This window comes from Methylomonas sp. Kb3 (genome assembly GCF_002834115.1).
Lineage (GTDB): Bacteria > Pseudomonadota > Gammaproteobacteria > Methylococcales > Methylomonadaceae > Methylomonas > Methylomonas defluvii.
Genome location: NZ_PIZT01000023.1, coordinates 1 through 19,742, shown reverse-complemented (window position 1 = coordinate 19,742; position 19,742 = coordinate 1). Strand labels below are relative to the sequence as shown.

Sequence of the window (19,742 nt, the reverse complement as noted above, 5' to 3'; positions counted from 1 at the left end):
CAGACACCCAGAATGTCAATATGCTGGCGAGTGACAATACTTTCTTTATGAGCAGTAATAAAGATAGACTTTGGTCATTTAGCGGAGGTTTTTGATGAAATTCTGCATTCAACAGAATTGAGCGAGGAAATAATTAGGCACTTGAAGCGGGTTAATTCACCTATTATTCTTGATTCGTATGGTTTGTTCGATAAGAAGTTAGAGGGGGACTGGCGTATTGTTGCTCAACAAGATGGATTCCAGATGCCTAAGTCTGACAATGCCTATTTTTGTTATGGCGCTACTAATTCATGGAAAAAGATTGATGTTTTTGGTAATGAAGAATCGATCACTGAGAATGAGGCCAATAAATTACCAAAATACAGTCCTAAGGGAGATCGCGATGTAAAAGAAATGCTCAGAATCGCATTTTGAGAATTATTGGGGGTGCTAAGAATGATTTTTTCGAATTGTGGAGCGAATTTATCTCTGGAAGATATTGGAGATATTCAGCAACAGTTGGATCTCGTTTTGCCGGAAGAATTGGTCAATCATTATTTAATACATAATGGCGGTATACCTTCAAATAGTTTTTGGATTTTGGAGGATGGCTGTTCTTTATGGGTTAAAAAATTTTTGCCTATAAAATTCCCGGTTGGAACCGAGCGGACTTTGGAAGATAGTTATTTACTGATGGTTGCAAAGAATGTAATGCCCAATGGATTGATGCCGTTTGCCATTGATCATGGGGGAAATTACTTTTGCATCGATACATCTGGCGAAGTTTACTTTTATGCGGTTGACGGATGGGATGAAGCGCTGAATAACGAACAAAATCATGAGAAGGCAAAAAACAAGTTAGGCGTATCTTTTCAATGGTTTGTAAACCAGCTTGTCGAATCTGATGAATATGAAGATTATACATAGGAGTTTTACTCATAGAGGCAGTGTATCTATGAGTAAAAGTGGGTGTAAAGAGAGGTAAATAAATGCCTATACTGTATGGTGCCGGGCTAAGCGATATTGAAATCGCCAGTCTGGAAGATTATTTTGATATTAAGTTACCAGTAGATTACAAAAAATTTTTGTCGGATTACAACGGTTTTTTAATTAAATATCCAGACTATTGTAATATTGAATATCATGGTGTTGATGATGATAGTGTCGCGTTTAACGCTCTATTTGGTTACATGATTGAAAACAAAATATTTGATCTCAAAGGGCAGAATGATAATTTTTTGGATGAAATATTTTTTATTAAAAACAGTATTATTATCGGGGTCGATCCTGGTGATAACTTTTATGTGTTAGTGGTTTGTGGTGAATTTTCGGGTGTATATTATTGGGATAGAACTCATTTGCATAGCGATGATAGTAAACAAAATTATTTTTTTGAAGAGGTAAGCGAGTGTGGCAACTTATACAGGGTAGCTGATAGTTTTGATTCCTTTTTTAAGATAATATATGGTTATGCAAAAGCGCATAATATGTCTTTTGATAAGGGTTTGTAGTGCGCGCAGATACTGTTAGGGGTGTTGACAAAGGTATGTCTACGACAAAAGAGGCGAAAGCCGTGGAGGCTAAGAAATTACAAGAGTATTTTGATCAGACTGGTAATGCACCGGAAGGTAATAAAAAGCTTTAAGCCAAAAAAAACAAGGGTTGTTGACGAAATGAATATATCTACATGTCAAGTTTATCCTGAAGTTGATGTCAGTTATAAAATACCCGGTTTTGTTATGAAAGAGTTGCGTAAAGGATTAAACTCGTTGGATAAGGAAATAACTTATTTTAAGGAAAAGTTCAAAGGACAAGATTTTGAGCTTGGTATTGTTATTTCGGCAACGCGCGAAAAATATAAGCCTTTAGTCATGGGGCCTACATTTTTTAATCGATATAAGCGCGTTGATTTTGTATTACATATTCCTTATAAAAAATTCGATAGTTCTTATGATGAGTTTTCTTATATTGTCGAAAACCTTCAATGTGGATTAGTAAGTATTTTTGATAAATATAGTGAGGATAGCTCTGGTATAAATGAAGTCTTGCAGCGTATATTGGAAATGGCGCCGTATCCGTAAATCGGAATATCCCGAATAGCCCGGGTAGGTATAATTAGCGTAATCGTACACAGGAAATATCGCCAAATCCTGGATCAAAAAGCTTCGCTCGCTTATGGCCGGCTACCTGATCGAAGAAAACGCGGTAAGGTATGGTAGTAGCCCTGAAAAAAAGTAGGATTTCAAAGTAGAGTTTTCTGGTAAGAAAAAGCTGATTTTAATAAGGTTACATAATCCAGTGGCTTGCCCATACGCCTATACCAGCAAGACCGAAAACTTGCCGATCAGTTTGGAAGGGAAAACCTGAAAAGCAAGGTGATTGAGAAGGGGGATGCTTCAACGTCAGAATCAAAAGCGGCTGAGACGGCAAAATTAGAAGAGCACTTGGAAAATACGGCTCGGTGCCGAAAGGTAATCAAAGAAGCTTTAAACCCAAAGGAGATTGCGGGTGATGATGAATATTGAGTTTGGTCAAATATATGTGGAATTAAATGCGGACTTTGATTTGCCGAGCTTGTTGCTTAAAAGATTGCGAGAAGAACTAGATACTCTTGGAAAGGAAATTTTACACTTTAATACAGTATTTAAGAATTCTGATTTCAAATTAGTATTTATTATTTCCGCAACTCGTAAGACCGATGAGCTTAATGTAAAAGGGCCGACTTTGGTGCGAAAAAAGCCGGCGGCTGAATTTGTTATTTATATTCCATATAAAGAAATTGTAGATTTTGTAGATAAAGTGTCGTATGTGCTGCCATACGTTGCTAAAGGTGTGGTTTTTGTACTTAATAAATATAAAACGGATAGTTCTGGCGTTGAAGATGTTGTGCGGAACGTTATTGTGGCAGTAAGAGATGAGCCAGAGACATTTCTGCGAAAATCTTAGCCCGCTTAGGCTCTATTAGTTTTAGTGTAATCCTATGCAGGGAAGCTGATTCATAACGAAATTCTGAATCAGCAAAGCCTTGCGGCAACCTGAGCGAAGAAAAACGCGCTAAGGCCGGCCACATCGTCACCCAACCCGGAAACAATGAGATCGAGAAATGGCTAAAAGAATCGTGTGGAAACATAATAATGTTGTCAGTCTTAAGCTTCGCGAGGACCTTTACACGTTGGGGCAAATGTTGGGTCGAGCTGCCATGCGGTTTTTCAATATTACTAGTGGCGATGGCAATTGGCATAATATTGATTTAAACGAAGTCGATCCAATATTTACGCTATTTATTGGAAATATCGTGTTACATAATTTGGTTGACAAAAAAGTTTCCGATAAAGATGTTAAGCCGAGCGCCGCGTCCTGTGAACCATACTGGATAAAGCCCAAGCTTAATTTTGATGGAGGTTACCCCTTCAAGGGAGGGAACCTTATCGATATTGGTACGGCAGGAAATATCAGCACAACGGCGGGGCGAGTGGTGCAAGAAGACCTATCACTTCCAGCCGATAAGGAAATTATAGAGACATATCAATTGACGAATATGTGGGGTGATGTAGATGTTAGAGATCGCCTGCTTCATTTTTTTGATACCGGCAAGGACGACGATTTTTTAAAGAAAAAAGTATTTCCTGGGTACGGGACAGAACATCCAGTGTAGATACTGTTAGCGTAATCCTACGCGGTGACGTGTTGCCAAGTGTTGAATCAAAACGCTTCTCCCGCTACGGCCGACAACCTGATCGAAGAATAGCGCGTCAGCCGCTACCAATACGATAGCGACAACCGCCTGATTCGCGCCCAAACGCCGAATGGCACGACGCAATACCGCTACGGCGCCCTTGAGCCAGCGCAACCGCATCTAACCAAGTTGAAAAACTAGCCGACGCCGGGCGAGTAATTACCGGAAATGAATCCTTGTACTGTGACTGTGTGCCTATGGCAGAATGGCGTTAACTAATTTTTAAAGGGATAGTCGTATGTTGTTAGCCAGATTACTGCCAGTTTTTTTTGCCTCGTTGTTGGCTGCGTGCGCAGAGGTGCCTGAGCAACCGGCTCCGCCACCGCCAACAGTCGTTGAGCTAACGCTAAACAGCACCGCCTCAATTAACCCCGACGCCGACGGTAAAGCCTCGCCGGTGGTGTTAAGAATTTACGAATTGCGGGAGAAAAGTGGTTTTAACGGTGCCGATTTTTTTGCCATATTCGATAAAGAGCAGGCTACTTTGGCCTCCGATCTGGTACGCAAACAAGAGTTGGTGATAAAGCCCGGCGAGAACAAATCCTTGCGGATCGAGCCGGCTGCGGATACCCGGGTATTAGGGTTTTTTGCGGCTTTTCGTAAATTGGATAATGCCGGCTGGCGCACTTTGACCGAGTTGAAGGCTCATCAGAACAATGCGGTGTTACTGAAGCTGGATGCCAATAGTCTAACCGTGACCAATACGCCAACGGAACCCGCACCCGCAGCACCTAAAGAAGATTAAGTGGGGAATAACGATAGGGGCTATGGGTTAGCTTTTAGTCCCTGAGCGGTTTAAGCAATTAAAAAACCGGCACCACCAGCACAAACACGAACGCGATTAAGGTCCAAATCACGATCTTGGTTTTTAAGGGCGTGTTGAACCACAGGGTTTTCAACGCAGCTCTCAGGGCTTGTGGGCGGTCTTCGGCGGCGCGAATGCGTTTAAGCGTACCTTTTAGCGTCAGGCTTTCCTGCTTTTGCTGTTCTGCGTACAGCAATTCGTCGAGCTGGGAATAAAACACGTCGCAACTCGGACATTTAAATGCCTCGCCCAACCTGGGCTGGCCGCATTGCGGGCAGTTTTTCATTTTCGCTCCTGAAAAACTCGATTGCCTTGATGACGAGCATCAAGGCAATCCAGGAAACATTTACGCGGCGATACCGTTATGTCTGAGCAGGGCGTCGATATTGGGTTCTCGGCCGCGGAAGTTTTTGAATAAGGTCATCGCATCGCTGCTGCCGCCTTGCTCCAGGATGTTGTGCAGGAAAGACTCACCTGTATCGCGGTCGAAAATGCCTTTCTCTTCGAACAAGGAAAATGCGTCCGCCGACAACACTTCCGCCCATTTGTAACTGTAATAACCGGCGGCGTAACCACCAGCGAAAATATGCGAGAAGCTATGGGCGAAACGGTTGAATTCCGGTACCTTGACCACGGCTACCTGGTCACGCACCTGTTTGAGGATGGTATAAATTTGTCCGCCCTTGGCCGGAGCGTAATCCCGATGCATCTTGAAATCGAATAGACTGAATTCCAGTTGCCGCACCATCATCATGCCGGCTTGGAAGTTTTTTGCCGCCAACATTTTGTCGTACAACGTATCGGGCAGCGGTTCACCGGTTTGATAATGACCGGAGATTAAGCCCAGCGCTTCTTTTTCCCAGCACCAGTTTTCCATGAATTGGCTGGGCAGTTCTACCGCATCCCACTCGACGCCGTTGATGCCCGAGACACCGAGGTGATCGATCTGGGTCAACATGTGATGCAGACCGTGGCCGAATTCGTGAAACAGCGTTTCCACTTCGTCGTGGGTCAGCAAGGCCGGGTCGTTGCCAGTCGGCGGGGTAAAGTTGCAGGTTAAATACGCCACCGGTGTTTGTAGTGCATCGCCGACTTTTTTACGGCAGACGCAGTCGTCCATCCAGGCGCCGCCGCGCTTTTTGGCGCGGGCGTATAAGTCCAGGAAGAAGCGGCCGCGCAATTGGCCGTGTTTATCCAGGATTTGATAAAAGCGGGCGTCGGGGTGCCAGGTGTCGAAGTCTTTGATTTCGCTGATTTGCAGGCCATAGAGTTTCTCGACGATGGCAAACAGGCCGGGCACAACTTTGTTGTCGGGGAAATAGGCTTTCACTTCTTCTTGCGACAATTGGTAGAAGTGCTGGCGCATTTTTTCCGAGTAATAACCGATGTCCCAGGCTTGCAAGTCGTTTAGGCCGTGCTCGGCGGCAGCAAACTCTTTCAATTCAGTCAAATCCCGGCGGGCTTGGCGCCAGGATTTGTCGGCCAAATCTTCCAGAAACTTCACCACGTCGTCGGTGGATTTGGCCATTTTAGTAGCCAGCGAATATTCGGCGTAGTTGTTAAAGCCCAGCAATTGGGCTTTCTCGTGGCGCAACGCCAGGATTTGTTCCATCAATTCGGAATTGTCCCATTGCCCGGCATGCGGGCCTTGATCGGAGGCTCGGGTGCAGAATGCCTCATAATGTTCGCGGCGCAGTTCGCGGTTGTCGGCGTAGGTCATCACCGCCAGATACGACGGGAATTGCAGGTTGATCAACCAGCCATCCTTGCCTTCCGCTTCGGCGGCTTGTTTGGCTTGGGCCAGAGCCGATTCCGGCAGGCCGGCCAAATCGTCGAGATGGGTAATCTGTTTGTGCCAGGCGTTGGTGGCGTCCAGTAAATGTTCTTCGTATTGACTGGCTAGTTTCGATAATTGCTGGTTGATCTCTTTATAACGCGCCTGTTGTTCGGGCGGTAAATCCACGCCGGACAAATGAAAGTCGCGCAGGGCGTTGTTGACGATTTTTTGTTGGGCGCGGTCGAGCTTGGCAAAGTCCGCGCTGTCGCGTATGGCTTGGTAGGCCTCGTACAAGGCGCGGTTTTGGCCGGTTTCTGTGGCGTATTCGCTGAGTTTGCCGAGGCAGGCATTGTAGGCATCACGCATCGCTTCACTGTTGACTACCGAATTCATGTGGCTGACCGGCGACCAAGCCTTGTTCAAGCGGTCTTCGGCGGCTTCGATCGGTTCGATCAGATTTTGCCAGGTGTAAGGTCCGCCGGCTTGCAGTTGCCGGTCTATGGTTTGCCGGGCTTCGGTGAGTAGCTGGCTGATGGCCGGCTCCACGTGTTCGGGCAGGATTTTAGAAAATTGCGGTAGTTCGGTGTTTTCGAGCAAAGGATTGGTCATGTCGGTAGCCAGTCTGATATGAATATCGGGAAAATTAGGATAATAAATGCATGGCGGCGTTGACCCGATTTTGGGCTTTTTTCAACACCATCAAGGAAAAATCAGGGTTGAGTTTACCGTGATTTAGTTTGCTGTAAGACGGAATCGAGTTGATATAAGGCAGATCTCGGGCATTGCCGGAACCGAAATAGCTGTGCAATTTGGCGAGGATGACGATGTCGGTCATCGTTAGTTCAGGGCCGCTGTCGTACAGCCAGTTTTCTGCTTGATGCGGAATGTTGCCCAGTTGTTCGGGAAAACCCAACGTGTGCAGCATCAGCACACCGACCGGGCCGCGTAAATAGGGCAGCGCGGTTTTTAGTTCCTGAAAGCTGGGGCCGCCGTCGGGAAATTGTTCAGCAAAATGCAGTAAGGGAATCGCGCCGATGTCGGCAATCAAACCGCCCAGCAGGGCGTCTTCCGGGTTGATGTTGCTGCACTCCTGGGCTAAGACAAAGCTTAAACTTGAGACATACAGGCTGTTTTTCCATAAGGCCTGCATGCCTTTCATGAGTTCCGGGTCGGTGCAACTGAATAATTGTTTCATGCTGATGCCCATCACCAAATTCCGCGTCGCATTCAGGCCGATGCGAGCTACCGCGTCATGGCAATTGTTGATCGGTATTTCCGTGGCATATAAGGGGCTGTTCGCCACCTGGATTAATTTCGCCACGATAGGCGGGTCCAGCTGAATAATCTCTGCGGCCCCGCGGATGCCGATGTCTTTTTGCACCGCATCTTTTAGTTTCAGGGCGACATCCGGTAAGGAAGGCAGGCGCAGTTTGTTTTCCCGATAGGCTTGGGCGAAGCTGTTGAAAAAGCGGCTGCCGTTGATCGGCTCCGGCAGTTGAATATCGAGCAGTTCCACGCAATTGGCGCTTTCCTGACTTTTATCTGTCCATAAACGGTTGAGTTGGATAGGGATTTCCAAAATACGCACATCGCTGAGCGCCGTGGCGGTAGCGCCGCAACGGCTACCGCTGTTCAGCGGCAGATTGGCTAGCGTGGAATCGGCGTCGATTTGATAACGGCTATCGCTATCCGGTTGCATCGATAGTTGTCCTGCCAACAAATACAGTACGCTGTTGGTCGGTTGCCCCAGGGTAAAAAGAATTGCCCCTTTGGCGTAGGCCAAGCTGAGATGCGGTAATGAGCTTAAGGCGGCGTCATCAAGATCGCGTAAGGGTGCGAATTTTTTCAGCTGTGCGACGCTAAGCGCTTGCTGATGAGTGCTGCTGGGTTTGGATACTGAGTTGTCGGTTGGTAGGCTACTCCGGGGTTCTGCGCCAGACGGCAAGGCTTTCCGGCTTGGTTTGTTGGCGGTGGTGTTTTTTTCCAGTAGCTTGGAAAACCAATTCATCTTATGTCCTGAAAAAGTTGATGGCCTCGGCAATTTGTTGTTTTGCATCCTGTAATGCCTTCAGAGACATATCCGGCGTCAGTGCGCTATCGTCCAGTTTTTGAAAGGCAGGCAAGGTGTTGAGTGGCGGCAGTTTCTGGGTATTGGTGCCGCCGAGTTGGCTGTGAAATTTAGCTAACAGCACAACGTCATAGAGTTGCAGGCCCTGGCCGTCGTCAAAGTACCAATTTGTGGTATTGACGGGAATTTGCTGGAAACTATCGGGGAAATGCCATTTTTTCAAAATATGGGTGCCCAACAAACCTTGCAGGCAGGCGATGCTAGCCTGTAATTCTTCTTCGGTATAGCGCGACATGTCCATGCTTTCGGCAAAGGTGACAATCGGTAAGGCGCCGATGTTGTGAATGAGCCCGGCTAGTAAAGCTTCGTCGGCGTTTACTTTTCGGGTCAGTCCGGCCAGCGTGTGGCTGAGGCTGGCAATCTGGATGCTTTGTTTCCAAAGTGTCTGAATAATGTTGTTCAGTTGCCGGTTGCGGCTTCTGAACAGCTGGTGCAGGCTGATGCTGGTAACCAGGTTTTGCGTGGTTTTAAATCCTAGCCGATTCACGGCATCATGGCTGCTGGTGATGGGGTTGCTGCCGCGGTAGATCGGGCTATTTGCGACTTGAATCAGTTTGGAGGATATAACCGGGTCCAGGTTTAAAATCTTCACCGCATCGGCGATGCTGATGTCCTTTTGCAAGGCGCTACGCAAGCGCAAGGCAACATCCGGCAGGCTGGGAACATGCAGGTTGTCGGCTCTGAACGCATCGCAAAAGCTATCGAAAAAAAAGCTGTTTCGCAGCTGGGGCGGAATGCTCTTCGGGTTGATCAGCGGATTGTTGACGGGTTTTCTGCTGTGCTGCAAGTTGGACAGCGGCATGTAGATGACTTGGGTAGGCGATTTGGCTATCGCGCTGAAGGCGTGTTCGCCGGATGTTGCCAGAGGATAACAGGCTTTAAAGGTGTCGGCTTCGACCGTATAACCGGCGCCATTATTCGCTTCCAGATAGACGTTGCCAGTGTAGAGATAGCTTAATTGTTCCGCCTCGGCGCCGCGGTTAAATATGATGTCGCCGGGGTTAAAGTTTCGCATGGTCACCGGTATCGCCAGCAAGTCCGCCGCCGGTAAGTCCCCCAGCGGGATGAGCTTTTGCAGATAGCTCAAGGGCAGTTGGTTGACGGCTGCTGGAGTGGGGTTGCTCTCTGTCGGCGTTTTGTCCGGGGATTTTTTTAAAAATTTCCAGATCATGCGGCTAGGAGGAAAAGATGCTCAAAGCTTCGTGAATTTTAGTTTTGGCATCGTGCAGGATGGCCAGCGTATTTTCCGGAGACAAAGAGAAGTTTTTCAATTTGGCCGCCGCCGGAATGGCGGTAATCGCCGGCAAATCGGCGGTCGCTGTTTTGCCGATCAGGGCATGGAGTCTGGACAGGACCACTATATCGGTCACCGTCAAGGTATCGCCGCTGTTTTGAAACCAGTCGCTGGACGATTTGGCTACGTCGATGAACTCTTCGGCAAAATCCCATTCCTTCAACACTACGGCGCCGACCGGGCCTTTGATGATGGGCATGGCTTCCAGGATTTCGGCGTCATTATGGTATTCGGGTGGTAAGTTGGCGGTAAAACTTAGAAAGGGAATTACGCCGATGTCGCAGACCAGTCCGGCCAGTAAGGCATTTTCCGGATTTTGCTGCATGCTGTGGCTGGCCAGTACATGGCAGAGGCCGGACAGATAAAGGCTTTGCTTCCACAGATCTTCCAAATGATTTTTAATCAGCGGCGATTTGCTTTTGAAAATCTGCTTCATACTCAGCGCCGTTACCAGGTTGCGTGTGGCGTTTAAGCCGATACGCACCACCGCGTCTTTGCAGTTTTTCGCGGGCACGTTGGTTAGGTATAACGGGCAATTGGCGACTTCGATCAATTTTGCGGAGATGGCAGGGTCAAGCTGGATAATCTTGACGGCTTCGTCGATGTTGACATCTCTTTGGATGGCTTTGCGCAAATTGATCGCCACTTCGGGTAATGAGGGGATTTCTATCTCGTGGTCGTTATTTTCGAAATGTTCGACGAATAAGCTCAATAGCCGGTTGTGATGCAATTCTTCCGGAATAGATAATTTGCCGTGGTCTTGGCGGCTGGGCGTCAGCATGATTTTCAGGGATACCCGCAACAGGTCTATCTCGGTTTTTGCGGTGGCGGTGGCGGTGTGCTTAATACCGCTGCATATCGGGAATTTCGCTTGTGCGCTGCCTGCCGATATTTCATAGCTTTTGCCGTTGTGATCGGCCAAAATCACCGTGCCGCGCAACAAATACATTGCGCAAGTCGCCTGTTGATTGACGCTGAACAAGGTGTTGCCGGCTGCCAGGGTTTCGACGTGATTTTCAGTGGCGAAAGTTTGTAATATCTCGTCGCTTAAATTCCTGATGGGGAATAACTGTTTTAGAGTTTCCGGCGTAATGCGTTGCCCTCCGCGCTGCGGTTTGCCTTTAGCATGGGATTTTTCAAAAAAAGCTCTAATTCCACTCATAGTATTCCAGTAAACGTTAATGGCGGGCGGTTTGGGGAGATTGTTACCATGGACATCGCCCCGGTCAATAATTTCATCCGTTCGTGTTGTTTAATGCTCTTTCGGCGTTTAGCAGGCCAATCACCGGCGAGGTTTGTGGACGCACGCCTCGCCAAATAAAGAACGCTTCGGCGGCCTGCTCTACCAACATGCCCAAGCCGTCCAGGCTGTGCGCGGCCTTATTCGCCAAGCCCCATGTCACAAATGCGGTGGCTTGGTTGGCGTAAGCCAAGTCGTAGCAACTGCCGCCGGCTTTCAATAGTGCGGCCGGCAAAGGTGGTAAATCGCCGCTGAGGCTGGCCGACGTGGCGTTGATGATCAAATCAAATTGGCGATCTTTAAGATTAGCGTAATCGCAAGCATGCACCGCGCCTAGTGCCGCGAAATCCTCGGCAATTGCGTGGGCTTTGCTCACATTGCGATTGACGATGACCAATCCCGACGGCTGCTGTTCCAGTAGGGGAGGGACGATGCCGCGTGTGGCTCCTCCAGCCCCTAGAATCAAAATCTCGGCATCCTTCAGTGTGATGCCATGGTTTATGGTTAAGTCGTTAAGCAAGCCGATGCCGTCGGTGTTGTCGCCCAAAATGATGTCGTCCGCTTGGCGGAATAAGGTGTTGACGGCTTTTGCTTGACGAGCGCGTTCCGTCAGTTGGTCGGCATATTGCCAGGCCAGTTCCTTGAGCGGGACGGTGCAATTCAGGCCTTTGCCGCCATCGGCAAAAAAACGGCTGGTAGCCGCGGCAAAAGTTTCCGCAGGCACCTCTTGGGCCCTATAGTCCATCAGTTGACCGGTTTGTTCGGCAAATAATTTATGGATACGCGGTGATTTACTGTGGCTGATCGGTTGGCCGAATACCGCGTAATTATCAATTTTCATCATCGGTACTGTATTTGCTGCGCCAATATTCCCAGAGGAAAGTGCAGGCTATCACCAGCACTCCCAGCCCTATACTGATGGGCATAAAGTTCTCGAAATAAGCCACGATCAGCGCGCAGGTTGCCAGGAAAAAACCGAGTAGGCTGTATTGCCAGCCGATGCGGATGCCATCCAGCAGGGTGGCTAAGGCCAGGATCAGCAAGATAACCAGGCTGGCGCTTCTGTCGGATAACTGCTCGGATTTGTTAAGCAATGCGGCGGCTATCACCACAACCAGCGTATGCAGCCAATGCAGCCCTTGGGCCTTGACGATGTCGCCAAAGTCGTTGTCGTTGGTTCGGGTTTGTAGCCAGGAGACGAAAATCGACAGCATGCCAAACACGATCACCATGAATAGCCAATAACCATAGCCGTCGTGCGGGTTGAATTCGGTAATAGCGATGCCGGTCAGCGATAAAACGACCAGCAGAATAAATACCGCCTGTTCCAGGCCGAAGTAACGTCGGCGCTGTTGGGGCGGATCGTCAGTCGAATGACTGTCATCAAAATCAAAGTCTTCGTTCATGCCGGGTCCGTTTGTCTGGTTGTTATGGTTGTTTTAGCCACTGGGCAGCGGATTTAGCGTAATAAGTCAGTATCGCGTCGCAGCCGGCTCTCTTAAATGCCAGTAGGGATTCCATCACCACCTGTTGTTCGTCCAGCCAGCCGTTTTGCGACGCGGCTTTCAGCATCGCATATTCGCCGCTGACCTGATAAGCAAAGGTCGGTACACCGAATTGGTCCTTGGCGCGGCGGATGATGTCCAGATAGGGCATGCCGGGTTTGACCATGATCATATCGGCGCCTTCGCGTAAATCCAGCGCAATTTCCCGCAAGGCTTCATCGGAATTGGCCGGGTCCATTTGATAACTGTATTTATTCCCGCCGCCCAGATTACCGGCCGAGCCGACCGCATCGCGGAACGGGCCGTAGAAACTGGAGGCGTATTTGGCGGAATAGGCCAATATTCGGGTGTTGGTATGGCCATGAGATTCCAACACGGCTCTGATCGCACCGATGCGGCCGTCCATCATGTCGGAAGGGGCGACGATGTCGGCGCCGGCTTCGGCATGCGACAAGGCCTGTTTGCAAAGGACTTCGACGGTTTCGTCGTTGACGACATAACCTTGATCATTCAGCAATCCATCCTGACCGTGCGAGGTAAAAGGGTCTAAGGCGACGTCGGTGATGATCCCGAGCTCCGGTAGGGCGCCTTTCAAGGCCCGAACGCAGCGTTGTGCCAAGCCGTCAGGGTTGTAAGCTTCTTCCGCACTTAACGATTTTTTGTTCGGATCCGTTACCGGGAATAGGGCAATGGCGGGTACGCCCAGATTTAATAAGGTTTCGGCTTCGCGCAGCACCAGGTCGATGGATAATCGGTTGACGCCCGGCATGGAAGTGACGGCTTCTTGTTTGTTATTGCCCTCGATAACAAATAGCGGGCAGATTAAGTCGTCGCTGCTTAAGCGATTTTCCCGCATCAGCCGCCTTGAAAAGGCCTGATAACGCATGCGACGCATCCGGGTGGCCGGGAAAAAGTCGTTAGGGTGTGACATCTCTTCCATAGTAATATAATAGGGTACTCGCTGGCCCGATGGGCTGGCTGGAATCTGGAGCCGGGTTAGCGCTTCGGCCTTTATTTTAGCAGTGTATCGAATGAAGGCGGTTGAAATTAGCCGGCGATACCTTTTTGAGATGGTTTTTATGAATATCAAACGTCATATGCATTTTATATTTGTTGTGGTTTTTAGCTTGTTTGCCGGCATGTTTTTGTCCTTGCCCGCTAGCGCGGCCGATTTGAGCGAGCCGCAACGCACCATTGAGGATGCGTCCAACAAGTTGAAGCAACGCTTACAGGATCCTGCCTTTCCGCATGATTTCCAAAAAATCAATGCCTTTGTCCAGGAAGTGATCTATCCGAATGTGGATTTCGATCTGATTTCGTCGCTGGTGCTGGGAAAAATGTGGAAAGATGCTTCGCCGGCGGAAAAGGAGAGCTTTAAAAAGGAGTTTCAAGTGTTGTTGATCAGAACCTACTCTCGAGCCTTCTTTGAGTTTAAAGACTGGTCTGTACGGTTTTTGCCGATCACCCCGGAAGAAGACGAAAGAAAAGTCCTGATTAAAACCGAAGTGCTGCAACCCGGTTTGCAGCCTATCGCTGTTAACTATCGGATGCTGAACGTCAAAGGCCAATGGAAAGCTTACGACATCATGATCGAAGGCGTCAGTTTGGTGACCAACTATCGTACTAGCTTCAAAAACGAAGTGGAGCGCACCGGTTCGTTGCAAGAGGTCATCAACCAATTGGCTAAACGCAATACCGAAGCATTAAACAGCAAAAATAATTCATAAGCTTTTCCCTCTCTTAGTGTTCCCGGGTGTGCCGTTTAGGGGCAGCCGGGAATGACCATCAGTATGCAATCCGCTAAAGACTCTCTGTACGCCAGTCCGCTAGGCGAAATCAACGCATTTGCTTTCGACGAAACTGTCGTCAAAGTCTTTCCCGACATGATCCAGCGCTCAGTGCCCGGGTACAGCACGATTATCTCGGCTATCGGTCTATTGGCGGCGCGTTTTGCCAAGCAAGATAGCGTTTGCTACGACTTGGGCTGCTCGTTGGGGGCGGCGACCTTGGCTATGCATCAGCAAATCACGACTAACAATTGCCGAATCGTTGCCGTGGATTGTTCGGCTGCAATGGTCGAGCAATGCCGGCAAAATCTGGCCGTTGCATCCGGTGGGGCCGAGATAGAAATTTTATGTGCCGATGTTCGCGATATTGCGATTAGTAATGCCTCTGTAGTGGTGCTGAATTTTACGCTGCAGTTTATTCCGCTGGCTGATCGGCAGGCTTTTTTGACCACGATCTATCAAGGTTTGTTACCGGGCGGGATTTTGATTTTGTCCGAAAAGCTGGCGTTCGATGATGTTAGACAGCAGGCTTTGCAGATTGATATGCATCATTTATTTAAAAAAGCCCAAGGCTATAGCGAACTGGAAATCAGCCAAAAGCGCAGCGCTTTGGAGAATGTGCTGATTCCGGAAACCTTTATCGCGCATCAACAGCGCTTGAAGTTGGCGGGTTTCGCCAGCGCGGAAGTTTGGTTTCAGTATTTCAACTTCGCTTCGATGATTGCATTGAAATGAAGCTATACCAAGGTCTTTATCAAGCATTGGCGGCGGCCGGCGACGAAGTTTGGGTAAACCGTTTGCCTGAGCAATTGGCGGCGGCTTTTGCGGATTCGTCGCATGGCGATCTGAAGCGCTGGCAACAGGTGGTAGAGGATTTGCCGGATTTGATGCCGTCGAGTGTCGATTTGTTGGAGAGTGTCAGAGTAGGTCAGGCAGAGGATATTTCCGATGAGATGCGGGCCGGTTTGCGCGAACAGTTGATGCAGTTGCATCCTTGGCGAAAAGGACCTTATCGGATCTTCGACATTGACATCGATACCGAATGGCGTTCGGATTGGAAATGGGACAGGGTGAAAGACCAGATCGCACCGCTACGAAATCGCTTGGTTTTGGATGTTGGTTGCGGCAACGGCTATCATTGTTGGCGCATGCTCGGTGCGGGAGCGCGATTGGTGGTTGGCATTGATCCGACATTGCTCAGCGTAATGCAGTTCCAGGCGATCCGAAAGCTGCACGGTGAGGCGCCGATTTATCTGTTGCCGCTGGGGATAGAAGATGTGCCGCCCAACATGGGGCTATTCGATACGGTGTTTTCGATGGGGGTGTTGTATCACCGCCGCTCACCCATCGATCATTTGCTGGAATTAAGGGGCTGTTTGCGGGCTGGCGGTGAATTGATTTTGGAGACTCTGGTTGTTGAAGGGGACGCGCAGCATGTCTTGGTGCCTGAGGGGCGTTATGCGCAAATGCGCAATGTGTGGTTTTTACCGAGCTGCGCAGCTTTGATGTTATGGATGCGCCGCTGCGGGTTTAAAAATATTCGCCTAGCGGATGTTTCCAAAACTTCTGTCGAGGAGCAGCGCAGTACCGAATGGATGCGGTTTCATTCTTTGGCGGAATTTTTGGATCCGCATTCTCCGGATTTAACTTGTGAAGGCTTGCCGGCGCCGGTTCGGGCTGTGATTGTGGCTAGCGCCGATTAATCAGTGGATTTTTGTTTTTGAATTGTAAAATTTAAAGAACAGGCTAAGATTGGCTAGCTTGAAAAGTCAGCCGATTAGTGTGTGCTGATTAGTCCAGGCAGCCCTAAAATCCAATCGGAGAAAATCCATGAAAAAGTTATTTGTACTTTTTATGCTGTATTCTTTTGCCGTATTTGCTGAGCCAATCAATATCAACCAAGCCGATGCCGAAACCATTTCCAAAGCTTTGACCGGGATAGGTCCGAAGAAGGCCGAGGCGGTGGTTCAATACCGTAAGGAGCATGGCGATTTTAAGACATTGAAAGATCTGGAAAATGTGTCTGGAATTGGAGAGAAAACCGTCCAACAGAATGAGAAGAATATTCTGTTTGGGGATTCTGCTCCCGCTGCTGCTGAAAAAATTGCTAAGCCAGAGAAACCGGAAAAGCCCCAAGAACCTAAAAAATCAAAATAAGGCGACTGAGTTGGCGCGCTTGGGCTTGGTGCGCCAACTCATTGAGTCTGTTTTGTCTGAATCGTATTTATTCGACGTCCGGGTAGTTTAGCCAAATGTCGAGCCGTTCCAGCCCCAAAAATCAGCCGGACAGTTACTGAATTCGATATAAATCCGATCCTGAGGGATTGAAAGCCGGGTATTGAGCAATTGGCATATCGATGCAGACAAGTTTTTGGCTTGGCTACTGCTCAGGCCAATGCTCTTGCATTCCAGATATGCCAAGTGGGTAGTGCTGCCGGCAAACAGCATGGCGTCGTTTTGCTCAATGCTAATCATGACGTAGCGCTCCGGTTTGCCGGTCTCTTTGGATACCAGTTGTGATAGTTCGTCTAACAATTTTGATTTCAGTTCTGTATCGAGCACTGAGTTGGTGTTCAATTTTAAAAAGGGCATGATCAGTCTCCTGTTTTGAGGTGCTAAATTGCCGGCCAGCGTTGGATAATTCGATATTCAACGCCATCCGGACCTGAGCAGGATTCTACCAAGCAGAATCCTATTGATTGCCAAAGTATGGGGGCGAAATCGAAATCGATTGCCGAACTAGCCTTTTTAACTAAAGTGACATGCGGCTTGAATAGTCTGTTTTCGATGGGTATCCCTTGTTGTTTGGCTATGCGGGCCAAGTTTTCGTTTAATGTCGACACGCTTTGATCGAATTGGCTGGCGGTCAGGCATAGCACGGCAGGTTTTTTCCAGAAACTCAGGTGGTCAAAATTTAACGTTATCAGCGGTGTTGGCAGTTTTCCTGCCTCCCTGGTGATTATGGCCTGTTGTTCTGCAGAAATTCTCCCTAAAAACAACACGGTGACATGTAAGTTTGCTTCCTTAACGGGTTTTCCGGTTCGGTTTAGTTGGCTGATTAAAGCCGCGCATTGTTGCCTGGCGTTTTGTTCCGGCCATAAGGCAAAAAAGAGACGTTTCAAGCTGTTCCTCTCCGGTTGTTATTAGATCGAGGTATGACTTTTTCATCTTTTCGATGGCAGGCAAAATGCTGCGATTTGGGTGTCGAGAGCTGGTGATCAGGCTAAAGGATGCTGTGTTATTGCGGCGAGGATAGACAATTAGCCAAAAAAATATCCAGATTTATCAGTTCGTAAGCGATGAATCCTAAAATTGAAATTGAATTTTGCTCGGTTTGCCTGCGGTTTTGTTCAGCCTAAGCTTACGCCGCGGACTTGTCTAGTAACAATTTGTTCGCATAACCTGTAGGCTGCGCGCAGTTGCTAAGCATTGACATATATCCCATTTCTACCTTACAGTTACAAATGCATCACACGTACGTGACAAGCCTAGCGGGTTGTGGCAATTTGCAAGAATCGGCTATTACTAAAAATTAAAACTTTCGGAGCACATCACATGGCAAGACCATTAATTCAAATGGCGTTGGATTCACTGGATTTCAACCAAACCGTTGCGTTGGCAGATCAAGTAGCACCCTATGTCGATATTTTTGAAATCGGCACTCCTTGCATTAAATACAACGGTATCAACCTGGTTAAAGAACTGAGACAACGTTACCCTGACAAATTGTTGTTGGTTGACCTGAAAACCATGGACGCAGGCGAATACGAAGCGGGTGCTTTCTATGCTGCTGGCGCGGACATCTGCACCGTATTGGGCGTATCCGGTTTGGCCACTATCGCTGGCGTTATCAAAGCTGCGAAAAAACACGGCGCTGAAACTCAAATCGACTTGATCAACGTGGCCGATAAAGCAGACTGCGCAAGAGAGTCTGTCAAATTGGGCGCGCAAATCGTTGGTATTCACACTGGTCTGGACGCGCAAGCAGCCGGTCATACACCTTTCACCGATTTGAACGATATCGCTCGTTTGGGTCTGAATGTGCGTATCTCTGTTGCTGGCGGTATCAAACAAGCGACTGTACAACAAGTCGTTGAAGCTGGCGCTAATATCATCGTTGTTGGTGCAGCTATCTACGGTGCTCCTTCACCTGCTGAAGCAGCTCGTGAAATCCGTGAATTGGTTGATGCGGCGGCGGTATAAGTCATGCATCAGCAGTTAATTATTGACAAAATCTCAGGGATTCTGGAAGCGACACCCGATTCGCATGACAAAACCTTGGTGGACATGCTGGATCAGGCTAAGCGCATTTTTATATCGGGCGCTGGCCGTTCAAAGCTAGTCGGCAATTTCTTTGCCATGCGTTTGATGCATGGCGGCTACGACGTTAGCGTTGTGGGTGAAATTGTTACGCCAAGCATCAAAGCTGGCGATTTGTTGATCATTATTTCCGGCTCCGGTGAAACCGAGCAGTTGATTGCCTTTACCAAAAAAGCCAAAGAAGTCGGCGCAAAGATTGTGTTGATTTCGGCTAAGGACGATTCAACGATTGGCGACATGGCTGATGTCACTTTGCAAATCGGCAGATCAGAACAATACGGTAAAGTCAAAGGCATGCCTATGGGTACTGTGTTTGAATTATCTACCTTGTTTTTCCTGGAAGCGACAATTTCGCATGTAATCCATGACAAAGGTATTGCAGAAGAAGAAATGAGATCAAGACACGCCAATTTGGAATAACTTAGCGTGTAAACCTGTGGCCGGAGCAATTCGGTCACGGGTTTTTTACATTACATTCGGGTGTCAAGGCGATACCGATTCCAGCAGTCTGAATGAACGAGAGTGTGGTTTTGGTCTTCCTTGTATTTACCAGCCTCAGCCAGAGTGATGTTTGAGTAATCGAATGTCGCAACTAAAATAACAAAATAAAAAGGAGACCAACATGCCTTCGCGCCGAGACTTAGCGAACGCCATCCGCGCACTTAGCATGGACGCCGTACAGAAAGCCAACTCCGGGCACCCCGGTGCCCCGATGGGGATGGCCGACATCGCAGAAGTATTGTGGAACGATTTTCTGCAACACAACCCCAGCAACCCTAAATGGCCCAACCGCGACAGATTTATCCTGTCCAACGGCCACGGCTCCATGCTGATTTATTCCTTGCTGCACTTGGCTGGCTACAACCTGCCGATCGAAGAACTGAAACAGTTCCGCCAACTGCACTCGCAAACCCCGGGTCATCCTGAATACGGTTACACCGAAGGTGTGGAAACCACCACAGGGCCCTTGGGACAAGGCATCACCAATGCCGTCGGTTTCGCTTTAGCCGAGCGCACCTTGGCCGGTCAATTCAACCGTCCCGGTCACGACATCGTCGACCACCACACTTACGTGTTCCTGGGTGACGGCTGCTTGATGGAAGGTATCTCCCACGAAGCCTGCTCTCTGGCCGGCTCCATGAAACTGGGTAAACTGATCGCCTTCTACGAC

The 19,742-nt window shown here is 48.6% G+C and carries 24 protein-coding genes and 1 pseudogene; 15 read left to right on the top strand and 10 right to left on the bottom strand.

The window, feature by feature from the left end:
* The first annotated feature begins 141 nt into the window (after positions 1-141).
* The 8 genes from CWO84_RS13555 (at position 142) to tssJ (ending at position 4,460) form a co-directional block, all read left to right on the top strand.
* A complete protein-coding gene (locus CWO84_RS13555; protein WP_133120681.1) occupies positions 142-414 on the top strand; it encodes a hypothetical protein in 273 nt (90 codons plus the stop codon).
* Between the two features lie 21 nt (positions 415-435).
* A complete protein-coding gene (locus CWO84_RS13550; RefSeq protein ID WP_033159197.1) occupies positions 436-906 on the top strand; it encodes an SMI1/KNR4 family protein in 471 nt (156 codons plus the stop codon).
* 62 nt (positions 907-968) lie between these two features.
* Complete coding sequence (locus CWO84_RS13545; RefSeq protein ID WP_051670480.1) at positions 969-1,490, top strand: SMI1/KNR4 family protein; 522 nt, start codon at positions 969-971, stop codon at positions 1,488-1,490.
* A complete protein-coding gene (locus CWO84_RS25175) occupies positions 1,490-1,624 on the top strand; it encodes a hypothetical protein (RefSeq protein WP_276308157.1) in 135 nt (44 codons plus the stop codon). The genes CWO84_RS13545 and CWO84_RS25175 overlap by 1 nt, the downstream gene beginning before the upstream one ends.
* Before the next feature lie 28 nt (positions 1,625-1,652).
* Positions 1,653-2,060 carry a hypothetical protein gene (locus CWO84_RS13540; protein ID WP_133120680.1) on the top strand — a complete coding sequence of 136 codons (408 nt, stop codon included), beginning with the start codon at positions 1,653-1,655 and terminating at the stop codon, positions 2,058-2,060.
* Between the two features lie 427 nt (positions 2,061-2,487).
* Entirely contained in the window at positions 2,488-2,925 is a 438-nt protein-coding gene (locus CWO84_RS13530) for a hypothetical protein (protein ID WP_133120679.1), read from the top strand.
* Positions 2,926-3,082: 157 nt separating this feature from the next.
* Entirely contained in the window at positions 3,083-3,634 is a 552-nt protein-coding gene (locus tag CWO84_RS13525) for a hypothetical protein (protein WP_033159194.1), read from the top strand.
* A gap of 319 nt (positions 3,635-3,953) precedes the next feature.
* Positions 3,954-4,460, top strand: coding sequence for a type VI secretion system lipoprotein TssJ (gene tssJ / locus CWO84_RS13515; protein WP_033159192.1), 507 nt, complete (start codon positions 3,954-3,956; stop codon positions 4,458-4,460).
* 58 nt (positions 4,461-4,518) lie between these two features.
* On the opposite strand, the gene CWO84_RS13510 is transcribed toward tssJ, so the two are convergent.
* The 8 genes from CWO84_RS13510 to hemB form a co-directional block, all read right to left on the bottom strand.
* Positions 4,519-4,806, bottom strand: coding sequence for a hypothetical protein (locus tag CWO84_RS13510; RefSeq protein ID WP_033159191.1), 288 nt, complete (start codon positions 4,804-4,806; stop codon positions 4,519-4,521).
* Positions 4,807-4,866: 60 nt separating this feature from the next.
* On the bottom strand, positions 4,867-6,906 hold the full coding sequence (gene prlC, locus CWO84_RS13505) for an oligopeptidase A (protein ID WP_033159190.1): 2,040 nt from the start codon (positions 6,904-6,906) through the stop codon (positions 4,867-4,869).
* Positions 6,907-6,940: 34 nt separating this feature from the next.
* Positions 6,941-8,305 carry an HDOD domain-containing protein gene (locus CWO84_RS13500; protein ID WP_033159189.1) on the bottom strand — a complete coding sequence of 455 codons (1,365 nt, stop codon included), beginning with the start codon at positions 8,303-8,305 and terminating at the stop codon, positions 6,941-6,943.
* A gap of 1 nt (position 8,306) precedes the next feature.
* A complete protein-coding gene (locus CWO84_RS13495; protein WP_101053222.1) occupies positions 8,307-9,596 on the bottom strand; it encodes an HDOD domain-containing protein in 1,290 nt (429 codons plus the stop codon).
* Between the two features lie 4 nt (positions 9,597-9,600).
* Entirely contained in the window at positions 9,601-10,881 is a 1,281-nt protein-coding gene (locus CWO84_RS13490) for an HDOD domain-containing protein (RefSeq protein ID WP_033159187.1), read from the bottom strand.
* Between the two features lie 73 nt (positions 10,882-10,954).
* Entirely contained in the window at positions 10,955-11,803 is an 849-nt protein-coding gene (gene aroE / locus CWO84_RS13485) for a shikimate dehydrogenase (RefSeq protein WP_101053220.1), read from the bottom strand.
* Positions 11,790-12,365, bottom strand: coding sequence for a hypothetical protein (locus CWO84_RS13480; protein ID WP_033159185.1), 576 nt, complete (start codon positions 12,363-12,365; stop codon positions 11,790-11,792). Before CWO84_RS13480 ends, aroE begins: the two co-directional genes overlap by 14 nt.
* A gap of 22 nt (positions 12,366-12,387) precedes the next feature.
* Positions 12,388-13,404: a porphobilinogen synthase gene (hemB, locus tag CWO84_RS13475; protein ID WP_033159184.1), complete on the bottom strand. Its 1,017-nt coding sequence runs from the start codon at positions 13,402-13,404 to the stop codon at positions 12,388-12,390.
* Positions 13,405-13,543: 139 nt separating this feature from the next.
* On the opposite strand from hemB, the gene CWO84_RS13470 reads away from it, so the two are divergent.
* From CWO84_RS13470 to CWO84_RS13455, 4 genes are all read left to right on the top strand, one after another.
* Positions 13,544-14,191, top strand: coding sequence for an ABC transporter substrate-binding protein (locus tag CWO84_RS13470; RefSeq protein WP_225892924.1), 648 nt, complete (start codon positions 13,544-13,546; stop codon positions 14,189-14,191).
* 51 nt (positions 14,192-14,242) lie between these two features.
* Positions 14,243-14,986, top strand: a complete 744-nt coding sequence (gene cmoA, locus CWO84_RS13465; RefSeq protein ID WP_240618052.1) for a carboxy-S-adenosyl-L-methionine synthase CmoA — start codon at positions 14,243-14,245, stop codon at positions 14,984-14,986.
* A complete protein-coding gene (gene cmoB / locus CWO84_RS13460) occupies positions 14,983-15,954 on the top strand; it encodes a tRNA 5-methoxyuridine(34)/uridine 5-oxyacetic acid(34) synthase CmoB (protein WP_033159183.1) in 972 nt (323 codons plus the stop codon). Before cmoA ends, cmoB begins: the two co-directional genes overlap by 4 nt.
* 127 nt (positions 15,955-16,081) lie before the next feature.
* Entirely contained in the window at positions 16,082-16,408 is a 327-nt protein-coding gene (locus CWO84_RS13455; protein WP_033159182.1) for a helix-hairpin-helix domain-containing protein, read from the top strand.
* Between the two features lie 87 nt (positions 16,409-16,495).
* On the opposite strand, the gene CWO84_RS13450 is transcribed toward CWO84_RS13455, so the two are convergent.
* Together CWO84_RS13450 and thpR are read right to left on the bottom strand one after the other, a co-directional pair.
* A complete protein-coding gene (locus CWO84_RS13450; protein WP_033159181.1) occupies positions 16,496-16,843 on the bottom strand; it encodes a phenylpyruvate tautomerase MIF-related protein in 348 nt (115 codons plus the stop codon).
* 23 nt (positions 16,844-16,866) lie between these two features.
* On the bottom strand, positions 16,867-17,373 hold the full coding sequence (gene thpR / locus CWO84_RS13445) for an RNA 2',3'-cyclic phosphodiesterase (RefSeq protein ID WP_033159180.1): 507 nt from the start codon (positions 17,371-17,373) through the stop codon (positions 16,867-16,869).
* 433 nt (positions 17,374-17,806) lie between these two features.
* On the opposite strand from thpR, the gene hxlA reads away from it, so the two are divergent.
* The 3 genes and pseudogenes from hxlA to CWO84_RS13435 form a co-directional block, all read left to right on the top strand.
* Positions 17,807-18,454 (top strand): 3-hexulose-6-phosphate synthase, encoded by a 648-nt coding sequence (gene hxlA, locus CWO84_RS24980; RefSeq protein ID WP_033159179.1) that lies wholly within the window; start codon positions 17,807-17,809, stop codon positions 18,452-18,454.
* 3 nt (positions 18,455-18,457) lie between these two features.
* Complete coding sequence (gene hxlB / locus CWO84_RS24975) at positions 18,458-18,991, top strand: 6-phospho-3-hexuloisomerase (protein WP_020483686.1); 534 nt, start codon at positions 18,458-18,460, stop codon at positions 18,989-18,991.
* Between the two features lie 202 nt (positions 18,992-19,193).
* Positions 19,194-19,742, top strand: a pseudogene (locus tag CWO84_RS13435) (transketolase); the annotation flags it as partial.